The sequence below is a fragment of the Phycisphaerae bacterium genome (assembly GCA_018003015.1).
Lineage (GTDB): Bacteria > Planctomycetota > Phycisphaerae > UBA1845 > PWPN01 > JAGNEZ01.
In genome coordinates this window covers 19,948-40,957 of record JAGNEZ010000049.1, presented here as the reverse complement: position 1 = coordinate 40,957, position 21,010 = coordinate 19,948, and the positions used below count along the sequence as shown (strand labels likewise).

The 21,010-nt window shown below is 64.4% G+C and carries 18 protein-coding genes; 5 read left to right on the top strand and 13 right to left on the bottom strand.

Going from position 1 to position 21,010, the window contains the following annotated elements:
* Nucleotides 1–278: 278 nt before the first annotated feature.
* Nucleotides 279–1,079, top strand: coding sequence for a PEP-CTERM sorting domain-containing protein (locus KA354_18325; GenBank protein ID MBP7936602.1), 801 nt, complete (start codon nucleotides 279–281; stop codon nucleotides 1,077–1,079).
* A gap of 196 nt (nucleotides 1,080–1,275) precedes the next feature.
* On the opposite strand, the gene KA354_18320 is transcribed toward KA354_18325, so the two are convergent.
* Genes KA354_18320 through KA354_18295 form a run of 6 tightly spaced genes read right to left on the bottom strand, consistent with a single transcriptional unit; the run spans nucleotide 1,276 to nucleotide 6,154 of the window.
* Nucleotides 1,276–1,665, bottom strand: a complete 390-nt coding sequence (locus tag KA354_18320) for a hypothetical protein (GenBank protein MBP7936601.1) — start codon at nucleotides 1,663–1,665, stop codon at nucleotides 1,276–1,278.
* Nucleotides 1,662–2,177, bottom strand: coding sequence for a hypothetical protein (locus KA354_18315; protein MBP7936600.1), 516 nt, complete (start codon nucleotides 2,175–2,177; stop codon nucleotides 1,662–1,664). Before KA354_18315 ends, KA354_18320 begins: the two co-directional genes overlap by 4 nt.
* Nucleotides 2,174–2,563 (bottom strand): type II secretion system protein, encoded by a 390-nt coding sequence (locus KA354_18310; protein MBP7936599.1) that lies wholly within the window; start codon nucleotides 2,561–2,563, stop codon nucleotides 2,174–2,176. Before KA354_18310 ends, KA354_18315 begins: the two co-directional genes overlap by 4 nt.
* Before the next feature lie 16 nt (nucleotides 2,564–2,579).
* Nucleotides 2,580–3,746 carry a type II secretion system F family protein gene (locus tag KA354_18305; protein MBP7936598.1) on the bottom strand — a complete coding sequence of 389 codons (1,167 nt, stop codon included), beginning with the start codon at nucleotides 3,744–3,746 and terminating at the stop codon, nucleotides 2,580–2,582.
* Between the two features lie 10 nt (nucleotides 3,747–3,756).
* Complete coding sequence (locus KA354_18300) at nucleotides 3,757–4,953, bottom strand: type II secretion system F family protein (GenBank protein MBP7936597.1); 1,197 nt, start codon at nucleotides 4,951–4,953, stop codon at nucleotides 3,757–3,759.
* Between the two features lie 52 nt (nucleotides 4,954–5,005).
* Nucleotides 5,006–6,154, bottom strand: coding sequence for a type II/IV secretion system protein (locus KA354_18295; protein ID MBP7936596.1), 1,149 nt, complete (start codon nucleotides 6,152–6,154; stop codon nucleotides 5,006–5,008).
* Between the two features lie 200 nt (nucleotides 6,155–6,354).
* On the opposite strand from KA354_18295, the gene KA354_18290 reads away from it, so the two are divergent.
* Together KA354_18290 and KA354_18285 are read left to right on the top strand one after the other, a co-directional pair.
* The gene (locus KA354_18290) at nucleotides 6,355–6,936 is read left to right on the top strand and encodes a sigma-70 family RNA polymerase sigma factor (GenBank protein ID MBP7936595.1); all 582 of its coding nucleotides are present in this window, start codon (nucleotides 6,355–6,357) and stop codon (nucleotides 6,934–6,936) included.
* Nucleotides 6,933–7,472, top strand: coding sequence for a hypothetical protein (locus KA354_18285; GenBank protein ID MBP7936594.1), 540 nt, complete (start codon nucleotides 6,933–6,935; stop codon nucleotides 7,470–7,472). Before KA354_18290 ends, KA354_18285 begins: the two co-directional genes overlap by 4 nt.
* 601 nt (nucleotides 7,473–8,073) lie before the next feature.
* Here the strand turns inward: KA354_18285 and KA354_18280 are convergent.
* From KA354_18280 to KA354_18270, 3 genes are all read right to left on the bottom strand, one after another.
* Nucleotides 8,074–8,622 (bottom strand): response regulator, encoded by a 549-nt coding sequence (locus KA354_18280; protein ID MBP7936593.1) that lies wholly within the window; start codon nucleotides 8,620–8,622, stop codon nucleotides 8,074–8,076.
* Between the two features lie 233 nt (nucleotides 8,623–8,855).
* A complete protein-coding gene (locus KA354_18275; protein ID MBP7936592.1) occupies nucleotides 8,856–11,153 on the bottom strand; it encodes an HDOD domain-containing protein in 2,298 nt (765 codons plus the stop codon).
* A 31-nt stretch (nucleotides 11,154–11,184) separates the two neighbouring features.
* Nucleotides 11,185–11,748, bottom strand: coding sequence for a response regulator (locus KA354_18270; protein ID MBP7936591.1), 564 nt, complete (start codon nucleotides 11,746–11,748; stop codon nucleotides 11,185–11,187).
* Between the two features lie 225 nt (nucleotides 11,749–11,973).
* On the opposite strand from KA354_18270, the gene pyrR reads away from it, so the two are divergent.
* Nucleotides 11,974–12,507 (top strand): bifunctional pyr operon transcriptional regulator/uracil phosphoribosyltransferase PyrR, encoded by a 534-nt coding sequence (gene pyrR, locus KA354_18265; GenBank protein ID MBP7936590.1) that lies wholly within the window; start codon nucleotides 11,974–11,976, stop codon nucleotides 12,505–12,507.
* The gene (locus tag KA354_18260) at nucleotides 12,504–13,538 is read left to right on the top strand and encodes an aspartate carbamoyltransferase catalytic subunit (GenBank protein MBP7936589.1); all 1,035 of its coding nucleotides are present in this window, start codon (nucleotides 12,504–12,506) and stop codon (nucleotides 13,536–13,538) included. Before pyrR ends, KA354_18260 begins: the two co-directional genes overlap by 4 nt.
* A 15-nt stretch (nucleotides 13,539–13,553) precedes the next feature.
* On the opposite strand, the gene ccsA is transcribed toward KA354_18260, so the two are convergent.
* The 4 genes from ccsA to KA354_18240 form a co-directional block, all read right to left on the bottom strand.
* Nucleotides 13,554–15,455 carry a cytochrome c biogenesis protein CcsA gene (gene ccsA, locus KA354_18255; GenBank protein ID MBP7936588.1) on the bottom strand — a complete coding sequence of 634 codons (1,902 nt, stop codon included), beginning with the start codon at nucleotides 15,453–15,455 and terminating at the stop codon, nucleotides 13,554–13,556.
* 120 nt (nucleotides 15,456–15,575) lie between these two features.
* Complete coding sequence (thiC, locus tag KA354_18250; protein ID MBP7936587.1) at nucleotides 15,576–17,492, bottom strand: phosphomethylpyrimidine synthase ThiC; 1,917 nt, start codon at nucleotides 17,490–17,492, stop codon at nucleotides 15,576–15,578.
* Between the two features lie 346 nt (nucleotides 17,493–17,838).
* A complete protein-coding gene (locus tag KA354_18245) occupies nucleotides 17,839–18,747 on the bottom strand; it encodes an isochorismatase family protein (GenBank protein ID MBP7936586.1) in 909 nt (302 codons plus the stop codon).
* A gap of 178 nt (nucleotides 18,748–18,925) precedes the next feature.
* The gene (locus tag KA354_18240; GenBank protein MBP7936585.1) at nucleotides 18,926–20,893 is read right to left on the bottom strand and encodes a glycoside hydrolase family 127 protein; all 1,968 of its coding nucleotides are present in this window, start codon (nucleotides 20,891–20,893) and stop codon (nucleotides 18,926–18,928) included.
* Between the last annotated feature and the right edge of the window lie 117 nt (nucleotides 20,894–21,010).

Below are 21,010 nucleotides of genomic sequence, written 5' to 3'. Positions count from 1 at the left end.
TGTCCAGCGTCTTTGTCGGGCCGATAACTCTTGACATTCAGCCTCCCTGGGTTAATAATACCGCTCTGGGTGTGAAGGAAGCGCCTGGCGGCCAAGTGCGTCGAGACTCGCACCGGTCGAGCGGGAAAGGGGCGTTCATCTCGGTTTGGCCGCGGCTTCCCCCCATAGAGTCGAAGAAGCGGGTTCGTAAACCTGGTTCCGATCGTGTCCTGCGGTCGCAGGACGGCTTCAGTCAGATCGGCGAGACCGACGGTTCAGTCTTTGTGAGGAGAAGTGGGATGAACAGATACCTATTGGCGGTCGGCGTGGTGGCGATTCTCTCCACTTCGGCCATGGCAACGTTGTTCTTTGAAGAGAACTTCGATTCCTACACCCAGGGGAATCTTGCGGGTCAGGGAGGGTGGACTGCCCACAGCGGCGCCGGGGCCAACCCGATCCAGGTCGTCTCGAGTACCATCGCCACGGGCAACGCCGCGAAGCTGGTCAACGCGGCCGCTAGCAGCGAAGACGTGAACACGCCCGCCGGCGTGACCCAGGGAGCCGGTGACAAGTGGTATGCCAGCTTCCTGGTCAGCGTCACGGGAACGGTAACTGGCTCTGACTACTTTGCCCACTTCAAGAATGCCGCGAACGTCTTCCCCACGAAGATCGGCGTGACGCCCTTCGCCGGATCCGACTACACCTTCTACGTCTGGCAGGGCAGCGGCAGCGGTCCGACCGGCACGGGTGCGGGGGCTATCTGGGCGACCGGCTTCAGTTTTGGCACGGTGCACCGGATTGTGGCCTCCTACGAGAACGCGACAGGCCAGGGTGAACTGTGGGTCGATCCGGACCCCGCCCTGGGCGAAGACGGCAACACCAAGCTCAGTGTGACAAATGGTCCCTCCGCCAACGCCAACGCGTTGGCGTATGCTCTCCGACAGGGCTCCCTGGGCGCCACCAGCGGCTTGCTGGCGGGCACGCAGGAGGTAGACAACCTGCGAGTTGGCACGAGTTTCGCCGAAGTCATTCCCGAACCGGCTACACTGATTCTACTGGCTCTGGGTGGTCTCGCTGCCCTTCGTCGGCGCGGGGCCTGAGCTCTTCACTGCTCGGTCGGGAACAAGCTGAATCGGCGGATCCGCACACGGCCGAATGCGGGCACGAAGTTGTTCTGAGTACTGCACGAGACGCCAAGGTCATGATCCTCGGCGTCTCGTGTTTCGTGGGGGAGTCTCGGGGGATGGGCGAGACGGCACCCCCAGGGGTGAGCCTATTTTTCGCGCCGGGCGGTGGTCACGGCTCCAACGCCAGATCGAACTCATCGGCGACGACCGAGGGGCCGCGGCTGACCTCGACCCGGATCCGGCAGACCTTGCGGTCCCGGACCGCGATCACGGATGCGGTGGCTGATCCATTCATCTCGGGCGTCAACAGCCCTCGGATGTCCACCTCGACCGGTGCCGCCGGGGCAGCTACCGACCACTCCTGCAGTCGTTCGCGGGCGTAAGCGGCGACACTGTCGGCCGCGGCGCGGGCGGTCACGCGGACGCGGGTGGTCTGCGTGTCGCGATACCGGGCTCCGGCGAAGAGTGTCAAGCAGGACAAGAGCAGCATGACGATCCCGGTTGACGCGACCGCCAGGATGAGCATGGCCCCCCGCGGGTGGGACTTGGCGGGTCTCATGGCTGCACCCCCCTGCCCACCAAGGCCGTGGTGGAGAATCGCTCGGCAGCGCTGGAGGTCCGATCTCTGGGCACACGTTCGGTGAAGGTCATCCAGAGAAGGCCTGGCGAAGCCCCGCAGGACTCGATGCGGAAGCTCAACGAGCAGCTCCCCAGGTTCCACGTGTACCTGGAGTCGATCGTGTCGCGCGTGGTCTGGGTGCGGGTTACGGTTCCCCCGGTAACCTGGTAAGACGCTTTTGCCGCGCCGTCGGCGGAGAGCATTTCGACGGCCGTCGCTGTCTCCGCGCCGGCAGGGGCAGCGGCGATCTGGTTCGCTCTGCCAGCATCGGCCTGAATGCGTCTGACCAGATCCTGGACCACGGCCTCGGTGGCGATCTGGGCGCGTTCCCGGGCCTGCAGGCGTAGCGACTGGGCCGAGATGAGCAAGGTGATCGTGGTGCCGGCGGCAAAGAGTGGGAGCCAAGTCACCACTTGAGTCAGCATCATCGCGCGCCGTGGATGTCGGTTCATGGCTTGCCCTCCTGGGGAAGGTACCCGCTGACCTGTTCGTGGATCTCCCGACCGCCGGCCATCCGGACGGTGGCCACGACGGTCACCTGACGAAACTGCTGCCATTGTCCGGTGGCGGGCTGAACCCTTGTCGTCAGGGTGATGTAGTTCGACCACAGTCCGTCGGGCGGCTTGGAATCCAAGGGAGCACCGGCCCGGTATCGATCCAATTGCCCGGCTGCGGCCCAGCTCGCCGCCAATCGCCGGTGTTGCTCGGTGCGGACCCGGTAGTAGTCGAGCACTGCGTTGGCCGTGAGCGTACCCAGCAGGATGAGGATCGCCAGGCCGACCATGACTTCGATGTTGTTGAAGCCTCGTCTCCTATGGCCATATTCCGGAAGTTTCATCTCCATCTCCCTATCATCAAATCGAGCAGGCCGCGTCGATCAGCGCGATCAACGGTTTGAACATGGCGATGACCGTCCAGCCGACGAAGGTAGCTGCGCACAAGGTGGCGACGGGCACGGCCAGATTCCGCACCACGCACCACAGACGACTGACCAGGGCGTAGTGGTAGTCGGCCGCGAAGCGCAGGGACTCGCTCATGCGGCCGGTGCGTTCACCGTTGGCCAAGGCCATCGCGGTCACCTTGCCGAGCCCCACATCGACGGCCGCCTGCCCCGGACTCGTACCGGTCTCGAGTGTCTCCGCGAAGCGGCGCATCTTACGGCGAAGGCAGGTGTTGACGTCCAGGTCGCATGCTGTCGTGGCAGCCTGGGGCAAGTCCATGCCCGAGTCGACTGCCTGGCGCATGGTTTCCAGCACCAGGTTCATATCCTGTCCCAGGGTCAGCCGATGGAGACCCGGGAGGTGCCAGCGGATCGCGTCGGCGACCTGGGTGGCCCAGCGGGGCGTGCCCCACCGCCGCGGTCTGGCCCACAAGAAGAGGAGGACGGACGCCAGCAGCAGCACGAGCAGCCCGCCCGGAGGCGTACCGGTTCCGAACCAGCGGCAGACTGCAATGAGCGCCATGGTTTCGGACGGCAGGGTGGCGCCGTAATCCTTGAAGATCTCCACGTACTTGGGAATGATGCCCACCATGAGGAAGCCGACCACGAGGCTGGTGGCTCCGAGCATGGCGAGGAGGTACAGTGTGGCGTTCGCACCCGGCCGCATGCCGCGTCGCCATCGCTCAACAAGATGGCTCTCGGCCGCGTCCAAGGCGACGGACAGCTGGCCGCTGCGTTCCCCCGCCGCGATCAAGCTCAGCGTCCGGCTGGAGCAGCCGCGGAAGCCCTTTGCCACCGCCTCGGACAGGGGAAGGCCCTGGCCGAGCAGCCGGGCAATTCGCCGGAGATAGCTGGCGGCCAGCCCGTCCTCGGAATCCGCCCCGAGCGACACCGCTGTTGCCAGCGGCAGATTCTGGCGTACAACGGAGGCGATCTGGGAGACCACTCCGCGTTCCACGTTGCCGGGGAGGAACGCGCGGGCGACGATCCGAATCAGCCACAGCACCGGTCCGAGAAGGATGGCCCCGATGAGGACGGATCCGATGATGACGATGAGCAGGTATTCGAATGTGCTGATCATCTGTTCTTCCTCAACCGCTCACAGAATTGACCAGACTCACCAGCGGCAGGAACATGGCCGCAACACCCAACGCGAGGAAACAACCCAGGACGATGATCATGGCCGGCAATAAGAAGGCACGGAGCAGCCCTTGGACGTGGACCGCCCGGTTCTCGAAGGACCTGGCGAGCTGGCCGACAGCCAGAGGCAGTGTCTCCCGGCCGGTGGCGACCTGGACACAGTAGCCGAACAGCGGTGGAATCAACCGGGCAGACTGACTGGCCACGAAGATGGACTGGCCCTTCTCGACCTCGTGGGCGAGCCGATCGGCGTCGGTGATGAGGGCGCGGTGGCCGGTCGACTCGGCGGCCAGTCGCATGGCCTGGGGCAGGGGCAGGCCTGAGGCGAGGGAGGTGGAGACGGTCCTGAGGAAGCGAGCGACGAGCGAGGCCCGCTTGATTCGACCGAAAAGTGGCAGGGACATGACGATTTGCTCCCGCAGGATCACTCCCCCTTCGAAGAACTTGAGGCTGTGGAACAAGAAGGCCAGTCCAGCGAAGAAGAGGACGCCGAGCAGGACGATGAGCAGGTAGTGATCTGACAGCCACATCATGATGAGGGTAAGGCCGGGCAGGGCCACGCCGAAATCCCGGAAGACCTCCTTGATCCTCGGCACGACGAAAACGAAGAAACCCGAGGTGATGGTGAGCGCCAGGAGTACCACGAGAATCGGGTAACTCGCGGTCTCCCAGACAAGCCGTCGCGTCTCGCTGACCAGCCGTAGATGCTGGTTCAGATTCAGCAGAACGCCCGGCAGTTCGCCGGTCTGAATTCCAGCCTGGATTACCCGGCCGTAGAGCAGGGGCAGGCCCTCCTGCCGACGGGCGATCGCCTGATCGATGGGAACGCCGGCGCGGAGTTCGGTCACCACTTCGGTAATCCACCTCCGCAGTCGGGGCGATTCCACATCACGGGCGAGTTGGGCAAGTCCTTCGTCCAGGGCGATACCCGCCTTCGCCAGCGAGGCCAACTGCTCGTTGAAGAAGATCAGATCGTCCTCGCTGATCTGCGTCGGTGAGCGGGCGGGGCGTGGCGCGGCGCGGACCTGTTGGACCTGCACCTGCATCTGGGCCAAGCTTTCCATGGCCCGGTCATGTCCTGCGGCCTCGATTCGTCCGGCAACGGCCGTTCCTCCCGGACTCAGACCCTCGTATTCAAACCATGGCATCGGTTGTTCCTCCGACCACGCAGCGGGCGACCGATCGGTTCGCCTGCAGTTTCTACACGTCTTCCTGCTGGTCTCCATCCAGCGTTCCCAACACCCGGCGGACCTCATCGAGCGTGGTTCGCCCGTTGTCCACCAGTCTGCGGGCATCGGCGGCCAGATCCGGCCCCGACGCCTTGATCAACTGTCGAAGCTCACCCACCGGCCGGCGATCCAGAATTGCCTGGCGGAGGCGGTCGTTGATTTCCGCGACCTGGCCGCACGCGGTCCGGCCCAGATAGCCGCTGCCGAGGCAAACGTCGCAAGTTCCCTGGCCGCGGCAGGTCGGACAGAGTGTTCTGAGCAACCGCTGGGTGCAGACCAGGGTCAGTGCGCCGGCCACCTGGTACGGGGCGATGCCCATTTCGAGGAGACGCACGACCGCTTCGGCCGGATCGCCGCTGTGCAGCGTACTGACGATCAGATGACCGGTCAGAGCGGCTTCCACGACGATGTGGGCGGTTTCGGCATCGCGGATTTCGCCGACGAGCAGGACCTGAACATCCTGGCGGAGCAGGGACCGCATGGCCCTGACGTAGTCCAGCTCGCCGTGGGGTTGGACCTGGATCTGGGCCACGCCGGGAAGCCGCTGCTCCACCGGATCCTCCAGGGTGATCACGCTCCGGCCGGGCGTGACGGTGCGGATATGCCTGGCCAAGGCATAGAGGGTAGTGCTTTTGCCGCTGCCAGCGGGGCCGGTGACCAGGATCATGCCTTGGGGCTGCTCGGCCGCCCGCCGAAGCCGCGCCAACAGGGTTGGCGGAAGCCCGAGATCGTCCAGCCCGCTGACCTGGCCTACCGCGTACATCAATCGGAGTGCCGCCCGTTCGCCGCACACGGTGGGGAAGGTGGCGACACGGACGTCTATTCCTGGGGTGGTTTCCCTACTCCCATTGCCCGCTCGGAAGGCCCCCTCCTGGGGAATGTCCTTTCGGTAGGTCAGCAGGCCGGCCAGGACCTTGAGGCGGGCGATGACGTTGTCTGCCAGATGGGCGGGCAGCCGATCGACATCCTGTAGCAGGCCGTCCAACCGGTACCGGATGAGAAGGCCGCTCTCGCTGGGCTCTACGTGGATATCGCTGGCCCTTCGAGTGATCGCCCGGGCCAGGAGCTCGTCGACCGTCCGCACGATGCCCTCGCCGGCGGAGATGTCTGTTGGTGCCATGGTGGAGCCTCCACAGTCCCAAGACGCCTGAGTCAGGTTGGCGTTAAGGTGTTTTTGTGGCGCGGACTGTTAGATTCGGGCGTCAGGCGTCAATGAATAGAGGGGCGTTGTGCAGGCCCTGCCGTGCCAAGATGAGAATTGCCGCCCAGGTCGGCATATACATCCGCCCCCCAGGCGCATCATTCTTCGAGGAGCCAGACATGGCCCAGGCTGCTGCCTTGCCACTTGAGTTGCGGTCGCTCCTGGCGTCGCTGACCTCGGCCGAGGTCGCCGAGAGTCAGCAGTGGATCCTGCGTCTGCTCCGCGGCCAGGGGACCGCTGTGCTGACCGCCTTATGGCGCATGCTGGGTTCAGAAGCGGATGTCCTTGACGCCTACCAAACGGCCGTCTGCCGCCTGACCGCTCGCGGCCAGCAGGGTGTTGGGGCCAACCCGGCGGGGTACTTCTATCGCATCGCGGTCAACGCGGCGATCGAGACGTTGCGGACCCGGCAACGGCAGAAGGCCCACTGGTCGGAGCTGGTGGAATCACGGGCCAATCTTCCCCCGCCGCCAGGGGTGACGGTCGTCTGCGACGAGAGGGAGGCTCTCGAACGGATGAGGCTGGCGATCAGCGAATTGCCCCGGCATCTCCGAGAAGTCGTCATTCTGCGGGATTTGGGGCAGATGCGGTATGCCGAAGTGGCGGGGGTCCTGGGCATCACGGCGGGCACGGCCCGGCTGTACCGTCGGCAAGCGGTGATCAGACTCGCCGAGCTCATTGGAGAGGAGGTCACGGGATGACACGGAATCCTCCTGCGGAGGCGACTCCGAGGCTCGATGACTTTCGACGCGGTGATGACGGCGCTTCCTGCAGGCGCGGGGATTTGGCGAAGTGGTCGGCCGAGGGTGGCCCCCTGCCCGCTCGACTGTCGAGGCACATCGAGCTCTGCCCGGCCTGTCGGGCACAGGTATCGCGGGTGAACCGGGTCCAGGCGTCGCTGACGCTGTTGCAGGGTCAGGCCTTGCCGCCCAACCTGCACGCCCGGGCAAACGGACGGGCTCTCCGGCTTCTTCGCCGGGCGGAGAGGGCATCGGCTGCGGCCCGTGATCTGCTGCACCGCCGTCCGGATCTGCCCTACTGGCAGCGGATCCAGTTCCAGATCACAAGGCTGTCCTGCGGGGTAGCCGCGGCACTTCTGTTGCTCGTCATTCGGGTGGGTGTCGTACACGCGGCAGAGGAGACGCGCGAGTGGGGAGAGACCCTGGCCGCGATGTACGCGGATCGGCACATCAACCCTGACGGCCACGACGCCGGCGGCGACAGCCGGCTCGCATAGGCCCGCTCACGATGCACGTTTTTTCACCAAGACAAGGACGGGTCACGGGTTTTGCCCGCGTACACGGCGGCGGTGAGGTTTCTGGTTGGACAGCCTCCGCACCGGACCCTCCGCCCTGGAAATCGGGCTCAACTCGAAAGCGGAAACGGCGGGTACTCAAATGGGCGGGACTGATCCTCTCGCTGCTGATCGTGACGGCGTGGATTGTGTCACTCTTCTGGTCGGTTCACTACACCCGCCGCGGTTCGTATATTGACGGCAGACATTGGCGACTCTGCCCCACCTGCGGCCTGTCTTTCGCGGGCGGCTGTCTGACTCACTTCGCAGGGAATGCCCCGAAGGACATTTCTGGCGTTGTAGGTTACTTGCAGTTCGGCCTGGGGTATGTGGGCCAGCAGGGTTGGATGCCCTACTTTGAGCGCACTTTCTTCGGGTTCTACGTCTCCGTGCCTCTGTGGATTCTGCTTCTGCTTGTCGTCGTTCCGACCGTGTTTCTTTTCTGGCATGACCGCATGTATCCTGGGCATTGCTGCCAGAGATGCGGCTATGACCTGAGGGGCAACATAAGTGGGGTGTGCCCGGAGTGCGGCCAAGCGTTGGTTCAATCCTGGGTCAGGACGCCTGATTCCGCGACCTTGTGAGCGAGGTTGCGATAGGATCGAACCACGTCCTGGCAGATAAGATCGACCCGCTGGCGCAGATCGCGGCGTTCGCGGATGATTCGAGCGGTGAGGAGCCGCAGGCGCTGGTAGCGCAGGCGGTGGCAGCGGCGTCGACGGGCAGATCGGATGGCGGAGCGGGCCACCTCGGCGAGCTCGACCATGTCGAATGGCCGGAGCAGCACGTGGCGGAGGCCGAGTTTCATGGCCTGGACCAGCTGGGCGGGTGTGGGGTTATCGGCCAAGAGGATGACCGGGCACTTGTTGGACACGCGCAGCTGACGCATCAGGTCGAGGACATCGCCGTCCGGGAGGTCGCAGGAGGTGATGATCAGGTCGTGGCGATGGGTGAGCTCGCTGCGAAGTGCTTCCTGGCCGGTGCGGGCACGGCTGACGTTGGCCTGGATCGCCTCGCCGAGGCACTGGGAAATCATCTCGGCGACGTCGGCGTCTTGTTCCACCACCAGGATCTCGGTTGGTCGCCTGGGCATCAGCCTTTCCTCTTCCGGGAACACCGGACAGAGCTTCCGCGGGAAAAAAATGGCCGGCGGGCGTTTTGGCCGCGAGAGCGAGGAGGAGGAGGAGAGGAGAGAAGGCCTCCACAGCCCGCCTGGCCCGGATCTTGTTTTGTCCCCGACGGCAGGTCGGGGTTTCAGGGAAGCCCGAAGTCCTATGGAACCTCAAAGATGGTAAGCCGGCCGGTGCGGTCCAATCGCTTCCGCGGCTACCGAACCACCCGTCGGCCGCACTCCTCAGGTTTGCGTGCCGTCGGCAATGTCACCAGCACTACCGTCCCCTCCCTGGGTCGGCTCGACAGTCGCATCTGGCCGCCGTTGATCTCGGCATACCGAGCAGCTCGGGACAAGCCCAGCCCCCGGCCGCGGCCGGCGGTTCGGGAGGAGAAGAACGGGTCGGTAGCACGTTCCAGCACTTCGGGAGCCATGCCTACACCGTTATCCTCGACCCTGACCACGACCATCTCATCGGCTACATTGGCATGGCAATTGATCAGCAAGAGTGGCTTTGGCTGGTCCTGCATGGCCTCGACCGCATTGCGAACCAGTTCGTCAAATAACTTCCGCACCTGGGCGGCATCGGCGTGGACGTCGGGCAGGTCGTCCGATAGCACGAGGTGGAATTGCTCGTTGCCGAGCGAGGCCTTGGTCAGCCACTCGGCCCGAAGCTCGCTCAGCAGCCGGGCGATCGGCCAGGTGGTGGGCTGCGGCGGGTTGGGCTTGGCGAACTCCATGAGCTCATTCACGATCGCGCTGGCCTTGTGTGCATGCTCGGCGATGAGGTCGGCGACGCGGCGGGTCTGATCATCCTGGGCATTTCGATGCAGGAGCTGGGCTCGGCCGCTGATGACCGCCAAGGGGTTGTTGATCTCGTGGGCGGCGCCGGCGGCCATTTCCCCCACCGTGGCCAGGGAGCGCATCCGGGCCACCTCGGCCTGGGACTCCACGAGCCGGCGATTCATGTCGGACATTTCCTCGCTGAGGCGGCTAGCGGTCATTCGCGACTCGGCACCGTACAGCCAGGATCCGGCCCAGTCGGCCAGCACGGTCAGCGTCTCCATGATACTGGGTGGAGGAGCTTCGGTGAGAACGATGCAGCCCAGGAGTCGCCCTTGTTTCCGGATGCTCTGGCACCAAGCCGGGGGCGCGCCGAGCAGGGGCGTCAACCGGTCAAGGAGCGCCTGGCTGAGCAGCTGCTCGGGATCCTGTGCGGTCGGGCCCCGGTCGGCAAGGGTCCCGCCAGCGAGATCGTCGGGCATCAGGTCGGTATGCACCTCGGCGGCCTGGCGCGGGGTGACGGCCATCACGACCAGTGATCGACACGGTGACCAAGCGACCGCGGCCGCGGGGACCATTGGCAGGGATACCCGGGTGGCGGCCAGCATGGCCCGGCTGATGTGTTCGTGATCCGGCTCATCTCCCAGGGCGGACTTGAACTCCTGCAGGGCATCGAAGCACTGCGATCGCTGGGCCAGCCGCCCGTTCAGCTCGCTCAACCGGAAGTTGACCTGGGCCAGTTCCTGATTGGCCTTGCCCAGAGCCTCCTCATAAACTTCCTGGGAGGTCAGGGAATCGAGTCCCATCAGCCCGACCCGCGATTCAACCAGTTCGATCAAGTCGGTCTTGAGGGCGCCGACTTCAGCCTGGATATCGCCGGGCACGCCGAAGGCGCTCCAGAGCGATCGACTCATCTGGTAGTTGCCCGAGTAGCCAATTCGAACGTGGCGGACCAGTTCATCGGCCATCTGGACCAGGCGGACATGACCGGGGAAGCCGATCTGCGTGGGGGTCGAAGCCGGCAGGTGGTGGTGCAGCCAGACGCACTCCTCGATCATCGTCGGCAGCTTCCAGTAGGTGGCCAGCCGGCGTCCCGCCAGGGTGTGATCCAGCCCGAAGAGCTCTCGTTCCACGTCGAGCAGGCTGCCCAGCAGGGCATCGCTCTTCTCGACCACCCGGTCGTACGTCTTGGGGAAGCAGGCGGCCAGGACCACCTTGCCGAGATCGTGAAGCAGCCCGCAGATGAAAGCTTGCTCCGGATCGGGCACAGGTTCTGATCCGCCGACGCCCCGAGTCGCCCAGCGTTTGTCACAGAGCAGCCGGGCGGCGCATCCCACGGCCAGGCAGTGTTTCCAGAAGGCGAGCCGGTCGAACCTGCGGGAGCCGCTTTCGACCCGATGGGAGAATGTCTCGAAGATCTGGATGGAAAGAGCCAGATTGCGGACCGCGTCGAACCCTAGGAGAATGACCGCTCGCTCGACTGTCTCGGCATGTGCGGTCTTGTCCGCTCGTCGGACCAGGGACACGATCCGGGCAGCCAGACTCGGATCCGATTCGACGATCCGCACCAGATCGCGGATCGAGGCCCGCTCGTTGCTGCTGAGCTCCAGGAGCTGGACCGCCACGGCCGGGAGCGTAGGCAAAGACTCGATCTGAGCGAGGATGAGTTCGACCTGACTCCCGTGCTGGCCGTGCATCCCCCCCTTTGTTTCGGTTGCCGTCAAACCCATCGATCATCCCTCCCGACCGAGACAGCTCCTCCTATACGTGCACGAGCTGAAGGATGCGGGCGATCAACTCGTCGATCTGGAACGGTTTGCGAAGGAAATCATCCGCGCCTGCGGCCCGGAGCATGGCAATCTCGTCGGGATCGGCGACGCCGCTGATCATGATGATCCGCGTCTCGGAGAACGTCGGGTTGCCCCGAACGGTCCGGCATACCAGATGGCCGTCCACGTCCGGGAGCTTGTAGTCCAGGACGATGACGTCCGGACGGAACTCCTGGGTGAGCATGCCGGCCTCGTAGCCGCCGCGGGCGACGCGGACCTCGAACCGGCCGTCGCGCTCCAGCAGTTCGACGAGCATCTCCAGGATCGCCTCGTCGTCGTCGACCACCAGGACCCGTTTCTTGCCCGACTCGAGGTACTCGAGCGGTATGTGATTGGACTTCATGAACTCGACCAGGGAGTCATGCGGGATCCGCCGGAAGCGGGACCCAGGGACCCGGAAGCCCTTCAGTCGACCATTGTCGAAACACCGGATCACGGTCTGCTGGCTGACCCGGCAGATATCGGCCACTTCGCCTGTCGTGTACGTGTTCTTCATCGCCAACGAACCTCAACGTGCTCCTATGGGCAGCGCAGCCACGTCCGCGGTTACCCAAACGTCCCATACGAGGACATTTTCCCCAACTTCTCCAGTTTCACGCTCCAACTCTACCAATTGTCAGCCGGGACTGTCAACTCAAAATCGGTGGATTGGCCATGGTGGTCCGATCACGTGATTGGAGCTCTTGTCCGCGGAACGGGATGGTGTTACCTTTCGCCTGTCATGGAGAAAACCTCGACCCATATCCTGCTGAACGCCGAGGGGATCGGCGAGCTGGTGGGGCAACTGGCTCAGGCGGTGTTTGACTCACTGCCGCGGCAGGTCCCCGTGGGGATCATTGGTATCCGCCGCCGGGGCGAGGTGCTCGCCAAGCGGCTGGCCCACGAACTGGCTTTCCGAGGGGCGCAGGGGGTTGCGATCGGCTCTCTGGATATCACGCTCTACCGGGACGACCTGGCCGAGCTGGGTCCCCAGGCCATCGTCCGACAGACGGAGATCGACTTTGACATTGACGGACGGTACATCGTGCTGGTGGATGATGTCCTTTTCACCGGCCGATCGGTCCGGGCGGCTCTAGACGCTCTTATTGATCTGGGGCGTCCCAAGGCGATCCGGTTGGCGGTCCTGGTAGATCGGCCGGGGCGGGAGCTGCCCATTCAGGCTGACTTCGTTGGACTGACGGTGAAGCAGCCGGGGGTCTCGGTAACCGTGCTGTTGACCGAATCGGATGGCGTGGAAGAGGTGCGTTCGGAATGAGCAAATCAAGGACCACGGGATCCACACCGGCCGCGGCCGCCGTGCGTACCGGGGTGGTTTCGGCTCATCCGCAGGATGGTTTCGTCTGGACACGGCCTCATCTCCTGGGGCTCGAGGATCTGTCCCGCGACGAGCTGCTTCACATCTTCAAGACCGCGGAGAGCTTTCAGGAAGTGTCCACCCGGAGCATCAAGAAGGTCCCTGCCCTTCGCGGCCGCGTGGTCGTCAACCTGTTTTTCGAGGACTCGACTCGCACCCGGATGAGCTTCTCGCTGGCCGCCCAGCGGCTTTCGGCGGACGTCATGGAGTTCTCGGCCGCCAAGTCCTCGGTGACGAAGGGCGAATCCCTGCGCGACACCGTTCGGAACATCGAAGCGATGGGCGTGGACACCTTCGTGATCCGGCACACAGCCGCAGGCGCCCCCCACTACATCACGCAGTTCACCAACTGCCACGTACTCAACGCGGGCGATGGCCAGCACGAGCATCCCACGCAGGGGCTGATTGACATCTTCACGATCCGCGAGCGCAAAGGCCGCATCGAAGGCCTCAACGTCGTCATCGTCGGCGACATCGCCCACTCGCGTGTTGCCCGGTCGAATCTTTGGGGGCTCAACAAGCTGGGCGCCAAGGTCACGCTGGTGGGCCCGACCACGCTGGTGCCCAGGGCTTTCGAAAAAATGGGGGCAAACGTCAGTCACAATCTCGATCAGGCTCTTCGTGATGCCGACGTGGTGAATATGCTCCGGATCCAGCGCGAGCGGATGACCAGCCAGCTCTTCCCCAGCACCGAGGAGTACGTTCGTCTTTTCGGCCTGACCCGCGAGCGGCTCAAGGGCACCAAGCCCGACTTGCTCATCCTGCACCCAGGTCCAATCAACCGCGGCGTCGAGCTGGCCAGCGACGTCGCGGACGGCCCGAACAGTTCCATCCTCCGGCAAGTCTCCAACGGCTTGGCCATCCGCATGGCCGTGCTCTTTCTGGTGAATCAAGCTCCGGTCAGCCAAGGGGCGACGGCTCCTGGGATTTGAGGAAGCATTTCGTGGTCAGAGGGGCGCGACCTGGGCAGACCTTGCCACCCGACTCCGCAGCAGGTATACGGCGGCGCACGCGACGATGAGCGACAAGTCGATGCCGCCGATCATGAACATGTAGCGGACGACCGCCCCGGTGCCGAAGCCGTAGCTGTGAACGCCGATGCCGAGCACGTAGTTGACCCCCACATAGGTCATGACGATCGTCCAGAAAGCCAGGACGCTCTTGAAAGCGGTCGCAAACGGCCCGCGAGCCAGGACGAAGAGGAGAATGGCGACGGTCGCACCGAGCAGGGCTCCGACCTCGGCTCCGCTCAGCGGACGAAGGCTGATCGCCAGGATGGTCAGGACTACGGCGCCGAGGCCGGCCCCAAGCGCATATACCCAACCCGGCGTGTCACCCTTGTCGGCTCTCAGATGGAGGATTGCCAGGTAGGCCAGGAAGGCGATGAGCGACCAGACTTCCTTGGGATCCCAGCCCCAGTAGCGTCCCCACGACGAGGAAGCCCACATGCTTCCGGTCGCAATACCGGCAGCCAGCAACACACACCCCGCGTACATATACCACGAATGCACGGCGTCGATCATGGTCGTGAGCCGCTGGTGACCCGGGGCCCACGCCATGAGGACGAGCTGCACGTGGGCCGCCAGCGCCGCCAGCGCGAGCACGCTATACGACAGCATGATGACCGGCACGTGAATGGACATCCAGACGGTATCGAGAAGAACGGGAGCGATCGGCCGGATGAACGGGTCGACCGGCAGTGTCTCGGCCAGGATGAGAGCCAGTGCACCCAGCCACGATGCGGTGATGGGCACGATTCGATCGCGAACCAGCAGCATGGAGACGATGCCGAACGCCCCCATGCCCCAGCTCAGGAAGAGCAGCGATTCGTACATATTGGATGCCGGGATCCTGCCGGCGATCATCCAGCGCAGCCAGAGCCCGTAGCTGAGCATGGCGAAGCCCAGAACGAGCGCGGCCACGGCTGCCGCGTTGAGTTTTCTCCATCCGCGGAGTGCCGCGATCAGCGCCAGGATCGCGCCCCCGGCCATCGCCAGGTAAGCCTTGCGGAACAGAAACAACCGGTTGTAGCGGAGTTCCAGGGCGACGGCGTGCTCGTCGGGCCGGTCTGAGGCGGACACCTGATCCAGGGCGGCGACCAGCTGATCGCCGGCGACGGTGAAGGCATCGGCGTCCTCGGCGAGGAATGCCCCGCCCAAGTCATGCCAGGCGGCCCTGACCGCTTCGGGGACAGGCGCTCCCACGGCGGAAGACGAGCCAATTGCCCGCCAGGGGCTCTCCGCGGCGGCGCCTGGAACCAGGCGGATGACCTCTCCCTGAAACACACGACGAAGCAGAGCGAGCTTCTCGTTGATGTCGCGGACTCCGGACTGCAGGGGGTCCAGCTTCCGGCCGCCTCGCATCATCCGGAGCTCCTGGCTCAGCGACTGCAGTCGTTCGGCGGCCAGCAGATCGGCATACGAGAACCGGGTCTGTGTCCGGCTGAGTCCGAGTTCGCCGCGGAGGTCGGAATTGGAGACGGGAATGACCGGATAGTAGGCCCACACTTCCGGCTGGAAGGTCCAGGCGAGCAGCCACAGGATCGGATCTCGTTTCTCGAAGTAGACCTTGCCGGTCACTGACCTGACGACATCGCGAGCCAGCGTGTCCAAGGGGGGGTAACGACCTTCGTGCTGCACGACCCACTCTCGGAGAGGATCGATATCGAGCGAGTTGGGGAGTCGGGGGAAGGTGGCCGGTCTCGATTGGGCGGTCCGCGTTCGCGGGCCGGGCATTCGGGACAGGCCGGGCATCGTGCTGGTTGCGGGCATTCCCCGGGCATTCTGAGCATCGGCAGGGAGCGACTGGGCCAGCACGCCGACCAGCACGCAGGTGAGTAACTCGAGCATCGGACACACCCCTGAGCACGCGGGCGCCGCCGTATGGCCGGACATCCGACCGGATCTCGGGCACGGGACCCGTGTTCCGCCGATGGGACCCACGCCGGAGGCTGCATGCCCCGGCGATGACTAACGTACCTGGTAGATCTCGCTGCCCGCCTCGCGGAACTCGGTGCTCTTGCGGCGCATGCCTTCCTCGATGTCCTTGGCATCCGCGACACCCTGGGCCGCGGCCTCGTCACTGACCTGCCGGCTGATCTCCATGGCACAGAACTTCGGCCCACACATACTGCAGAAGTGGGCGACCTTGGCACCCTCCGAAGGCATTGTCTCGTCGTGGGAAGCCAGGGCCGTCTGGGGATCCAACGACAGGTTGAACTGGTCACCCCATCTGAACTCGAAGCGGGCCTTGCTCAAAGCGTCGTCGCGGTACTGGGCTCCCGGGTGGCCTTTGGCCAGATCCGCGGCGTGGGCGGCGATTTTGTAGGCGATCACGCCGTCGCGCACATCCTTGCGGTTGGGCAGGCCGAGGTGTTCCTTGGGCGTCACGTAGCAGAGCATCGCGCAGCCGTACCAGCCGATCATGGCCGCGCCGATGGCGCTGGTAATGTGGTCATAGCCCGGAGCGATGTCCGTGGTCAGCGGCCCGAGGGTGTAGAACGGAGCCTCGTGGCACCATTCGAGTTGCCGGGCCATGTTGTCCTGGATGAGGTGCATGGGCACGTGCCCGGGGCCTTCGTTCATCACCTGCACGTCATGGTCCCACGCCCGGCGGGTCAGATCGCCCTGGGTCTTGAGCTCGGAGAACTGGGCCTCGTCATTGGCGTCCGCGATGGAGCCCGGTCTCAGACCGTCCCCGATCGAGAACCCGACGTCATAGGCGGCCATGATCTCGCAGATCTCATCCCAATGTTCGAAGGCGAAGTTCTCGTGATGGTGGGCCAACATCCACTTGGCATGAATCGAACCGCCTCGCGAGACGATCCCGCTCAGCCGCCTGACGGTCAGAGGCACATCTCGGAGTCGCAGGGCCGCGTGGATGGTGAAGTAGTCAACGCCCTGCTCGGCCTGCTCGATGAGCGTGTCGCGGAATACTTCCCAGGTGAGTTCCTGCGGACGGCCGTCCACTTTTTCGAGGGCTTGATAGATCGGCACGGTGCCGATCGGGACGGGCGAGTTCCGGATGATCCACTCGCGGGTCTCGTGAATGTGTACTCCGGTGGACAGGTCCATGACCGTGTCGGCGCCCCACCGGATGGCCCAGACCATCTTCTCGACTTCCTCCTCGATGGAGGAACTCACCGCCGAGTTGCCGAGATTGGCGTTGATCTTGACCAGGAAGTTGCGGCCAATGATCATCGGCTCGATCTCAGGATGGTTGATGTTGGAGGGGATGAAGGCCCGCCCGCGGGCGACCTCATCGCGCACCAACTCGGGGGTTATGACTTTGGGGATAGGGGCGCCCCAGGGTTGGCCGGTGTGGATGCGGCCGGCCACTTGATTTTGGCCGTTTCCGCCCGCCAGCCCGGTCAACCCCTCGCGCCTCTGGTTCTCGCGGATGGCGATGAACTCCATCTCAGGGGTGACGATTCCCTTTCTGGCGTAGTGCATCTGGGTGACCCGCCGCCCCACCCTGGCCCGCAGGGGTCTGCGCAGGACGGGGAATCGGACTGCGTCCAGGTCCCGATCCGCCAGGCGACGGCGGCCGTACTCGGAGCTAGGCGCGGCAAGTTCCTCGACATCGCCCCGGTTCAGGATCCAGGAGAGCCGGACCGCCGGCAGGCCGCCGCGTGGATTGATGGCCACGTCCGGATCGGTGTAGGGGCCGGAGGTGTCGTAGACCGTGATCGGCGGGTTGATGGTCGCCTGTCCGCCCGGAAGGTGCGAGGGAGTGGGAGACAGCAGGATCTCACGCATGGGCACGCGGATGTCCGGATGGATCACCCCGGGTACGTAGGTCTTGCGGGAAGCCGGGAATGGCTCACGGGTAATCACTTCGTCGTGAACAACTGGGCCATCCGCGGGCTTGCCAGTCTGGGCAGTCATCGAGCAGAACCTCAGAAATCCCGGCGAGCCAGGGAGGATCCGGGGGAGACGACCGAGGCGTCGGCCGCCGGCCGATCGTCAGGTCGAGCCATAGGAGGTGCGCCGTCGCATTCCCTACGCAGCTCCCACCGGCCCCAGTGATCAACGGCCGGGTTGCGCTGATCAGGTTCAAAGGGAGTAGCGGCCGCTCGTGCCGCCGATCTCAGGCCGGCCGCGTGCCGGCCGCCCCCAGCGACCGGAATCAGTGTAGGTCGAGGGTCTGCCAAGATCAAGGCGGGGAATGACCGGTTTGACCTTGTCCAGGGACAACGCTGCCGGCAGCCGCTTGCGGACGCAGGTGTGGTGATCAGGCGTTGGTGATCTCTCGCCGGCCGACGGAGCCGCTGGTCGACTCCACGGGATGGTGTCGTCGGCTGCGGAGGCGGCGGCGTGAGCGGCGGAACCGGCTGACGACCGGAGGCGTTGCAGGGGTGGCGATCAACTCTGCGACGGTGAGGAGGTTCACGCCCTTGGCCCCGAGTTGCCGGATGGCCAGATCGCCATCCGCCTGGCTCCACTGCCCGCACGCATCGGTAACGACGGTCACGTGGTGATGACGGGCGAGGAGACCCAGGGCAAGGGCCTTGATCGCCCGCTCGAGCCCGACGCCGATGAGGATGACCTCGTCGGTCTGGAGCTGGGTCAGGAACCGGTCCGCCTTTGGGTTGCCCAGGATGTCACGGGTTCGCTTGCGGAAGATCAGCTGGCGGTAGTGGTCGTGCAGGTCTGGCGGAAGACTCAGATAGTTGTCGGTTTCGATGAGGATCCGCGGCTCGAGTAGCGTGAAGTCAAGCTTGCGCTGGCCGGGGGTGTCATCGATACAGTGCAGGGGCGCGTCGTGAATCGGCTCCGTAGGCCGGTGAGATTCGATGAGTGAGACGACCGCCAGCTGCCCCTCCGTAGCCCATTCGATGACCGCTCGTAAGCGAGCGATGAGCGGTTCCCGGTCCGCGACGCCAAGAATGGCCCCGGCGTCCAGAAAGTCCCGTTGGGTACAGACGTCGATAACCACCCGGCTCCAGTTGGTGCTCTCTCTGCGCCCCCCCCCCATTCTCCTAACCTCCCCTACGTCATAACTCACGTCAGCACCACCCTTTACGCGAGGCCGAACCGACCTCGGACGGTCCTGGCATCCGGTCGTTTCCGCCTCCGAAGTGTGCAGGCGGGCGTACCAGCCCGGAGCCGCGAACGGCTTGCGGGTGAAGCTGTCGGTCATACAATCATATCCCCGCCGGGCGTTTTTTCTCCTGCGGGCTTTCTGTGATTTTTCTCGGGCCGAAGGAAGGTCAGAAGGCTGCATGGCCCAGCTTGCCCCGAGCCAGGGGGGTGGGAAGCCTTGGAACCGTCCGGCTCAGGCCTACCGCCGATCGGGTTTCGGGCCGTAGAGGGGGGCGTCAGTCCTTGATGACCGGGAACTCTGTGATGCGCAGTCGCGTGCTGCCGTAGGGTATGAGTTCCAGGGTGGTCTCCGGCTCCTTGGACATCAGCGGGCTCACCGGCGTCGGCCCGGCGGAGTTGTTGACCATCTTCCAGCTCGGGATCGCCTTACCCTTGACCCGCAGGGTCACCGGCGGCTTAGCGGTGTCGTAAGGCACAGGGCTGGGCCGGTCAGTGAAGGTCGTGACCGAGGCGGCTGGATTGGCCGGGTCGATGAGCAAGCCGTAGTTCCAGGGCGTCGTCGGCTCGATCTGCCAGTCTGCTGAAGGGAACTTGTCGCTGTAGCCTTTGAGCTTGGTCCATTTCTCGCCGATCTTGAGCGAGAAGTAGAGCGGGCCACGCAGGATGGCGATCGCGTTGTTATAGCGGGTCTCGGTGCGGACCGTCATCGGGAGCGTGAGTTGGATCTCGTCGCCGTCCTTGAAGGTGCGTCTGATCTCGGCAAACCGGCCGGCCGGCGCGGGCACCACATCGTCGCCCACTCTCAGCTCAGCGTCCTCCGCCCAACCCGGGATGCGGAACTGAAGCGGGAACTCGGTCGGCTTGGCAATCCGGATGGCGAATTTGACCTCACCGCCGAAGGGATAGTCCGTTTCCTGGGTGATGGTCACTTCCTCGCCCGTCTCGCCGACCTTGGCCTTGACCGTGCTTGGCCCGTAGATGACGGCAGCCAGCCCGTTGTCCTGGGTCGCCATCCAGAGATGGGTGACCAACTTGGGCCAGCCCTGATGCATGTTCGCGGTGCAACAACCGAAGTTCGGCTCGAGGCCGTAGATATTCGAAGTATCGTCGTTGGTCCGCCATTCCCGCTTGGCGACCGAAACGAGAACCTGATTGCTCTGCTGGTCGTACTGATGGGCCCAGTAGTCGGCCGTGCATGCACCGGGGTTGGCGTTGTAGCCGAGGAGTTCGATGCGGTCGGCCAGCGCCGGATCGCCGAACACTTCGACCAGACGCTCGAGAGAGAACATGAACTCGACGACCGCGCACAACTCGGTGCCCTGCGTGGGTCGGCGGCCCGAGAGATGCTCATCGCCGGCGAAGCGCCCGCACGCCTGGCCGTGGTATTTGTCGAGGCTTTTCAGGCCGACGTAGACCGCGTCCTTGTGCCGGATGTCCTTGGAGAGTGAATGGTAAATCCCCGGGTACTTGACGGCCATGGCGATGTTGACCACGTGGGAAGGATGGCCCGGGGCGTATCCTCTGGCCAAAACATCATCAGTGTAGGGAAAGTTGGTGAAGTACTCGGTCCACTTGAAGCTGTGGTCATAGATGGACTTGACTACCTTGAGGACGTCCGGATTACCGGTACGGCGATACAGCCAGAAGCCAGCCACCGCGTTCTCCATCGCCCGCATTCCCCGCCATTCGTTGTTCGGCCAATCGGGCGGATTGTCGCCCAGGTACTTGAAGTAGTTGCGAACAACTTCAAGGGCCTTGGGGTCGCCGGTGGCCTCCTGGTACTGGATCAGGACCTTCAGGGCGACGGCTCGTGGCCAACGGTCGGGGTTTGACACCGGCCCGAACCAGCCATTCGGCTGTGCGCTGGCGATCATCCAGTCGATCCAGGGTCTGACCTTGGCGATCAGACGCGGATCGTCCAGCACGTAGGCCAACGGCACGAGGCCGTCGAGGTAGTATGGACCGCGCTCCCAGTCTTCGCCCTTGGCCATGCCGAGCCAGGCAGATTTCTTCAGGCTTTCCCAGAACTCGTCAAGATGTCCGGTCAATCCGTTCGCCTGAACGGTTAACTGATCCTTGAGCCAGCCACCCGGCTTAACGGCCCCTACCGGCAGGGACACGTAGGCGGTCTGGGTGACCCCCTCACCATTGACCGGATAGTGCTTATTGGCGCCGTAGACCGACATTGTCATGGCCGCGAATACCACGGGGACGGTCCGTGTCATCATCCGTGCGTTGCGCATTTCACACACTCCTCACCGACAATCACCTGCACACCCCCGTTATCACAACCGGGAACGCGGCCATCGTCAAATTCGCCGAGGTATCGGGTTCGGCCCATGTCGAAGGATGAAATAGCC

Coding starts and splice junctions, on each gene's coding strand:
- KA354_18325 (MBP7936602.1), top strand. CDS start 279: ATGAACAGATACCTATTGGCGGTCGGCGTGGTGGCGATTCTCTCCACT.
- KA354_18320 (MBP7936601.1), bottom strand. CDS start 1,665: ATGAGACCCGCCAAGTCCCACCCGCGGGGGGCCATGCTCATCCTGGCG.
- KA354_18315 (MBP7936600.1), bottom strand. CDS start 2,177: ATGAACCGACATCCACGGCGCGCGATGATGCTGACTCAAGTGGTGACT.
- KA354_18310 (MBP7936599.1), bottom strand. CDS start 2,563: ATGAAACTTCCGGAATATGGCCATAGGAGACGAGGCTTCAACAACATC.
- KA354_18305 (MBP7936598.1), bottom strand. CDS start 3,746: ATGATCAGCACATTCGAATACCTGCTCATCGTCATCATCGGATCCGTC.
- KA354_18300 (MBP7936597.1), bottom strand. CDS start 4,953: ATGCCATGGTTTGAATACGAGGGTCTGAGTCCGGGAGGAACGGCCGTT.
- KA354_18295 (MBP7936596.1), bottom strand. CDS start 6,154: ATGGCACCAACAGACATCTCCGCCGGCGAGGGCATCGTGCGGACGGTC.
- KA354_18290 (MBP7936595.1), top strand. CDS start 6,355: ATGGCCCAGGCTGCTGCCTTGCCACTTGAGTTGCGGTCGCTCCTGGCG.
- KA354_18285 (MBP7936594.1), top strand. CDS start 6,933: ATGACACGGAATCCTCCTGCGGAGGCGACTCCGAGGCTCGATGACTTT.
- KA354_18280 (MBP7936593.1), bottom strand. CDS start 8,622: ATGCCCAGGCGACCAACCGAGATCCTGGTGGTGGAACAAGACGCCGAC.
- KA354_18275 (MBP7936592.1), bottom strand. CDS start 11,153: ATGGGTTTGACGGCAACCGAAACAAAGGGGGGGATGCACGGCCAGCAC.
- KA354_18270 (MBP7936591.1), bottom strand. CDS start 11,748: ATGAAGAACACGTACACGACAGGCGAAGTGGCCGATATCTGCCGGGTC.
- pyrR (MBP7936590.1), top strand. CDS start 11,974: ATGGAGAAAACCTCGACCCATATCCTGCTGAACGCCGAGGGGATCGGC.
- KA354_18260 (MBP7936589.1), top strand. CDS start 12,504: ATGAGCAAATCAAGGACCACGGGATCCACACCGGCCGCGGCCGCCGTG.
- ccsA (MBP7936588.1), bottom strand. CDS start 15,455: ATGCTCGAGTTACTCACCTGCGTGCTGGTCGGCGTGCTGGCCCAGTCG.
- thiC (MBP7936587.1), bottom strand. CDS start 17,492: ATGACTGCCCAGACTGGCAAGCCCGCGGATGGCCCAGTTGTTCACGAC.
- KA354_18245 (MBP7936586.1), bottom strand. CDS start 18,747: ATGACCGACAGCTTCACCCGCAAGCCGTTCGCGGCTCCGGGCTGGTAC.
- KA354_18240 (MBP7936585.1), bottom strand. CDS start 20,893: ATGCGCAACGCACGGATGATGACACGGACCGTCCCCGTGGTATTCGCG.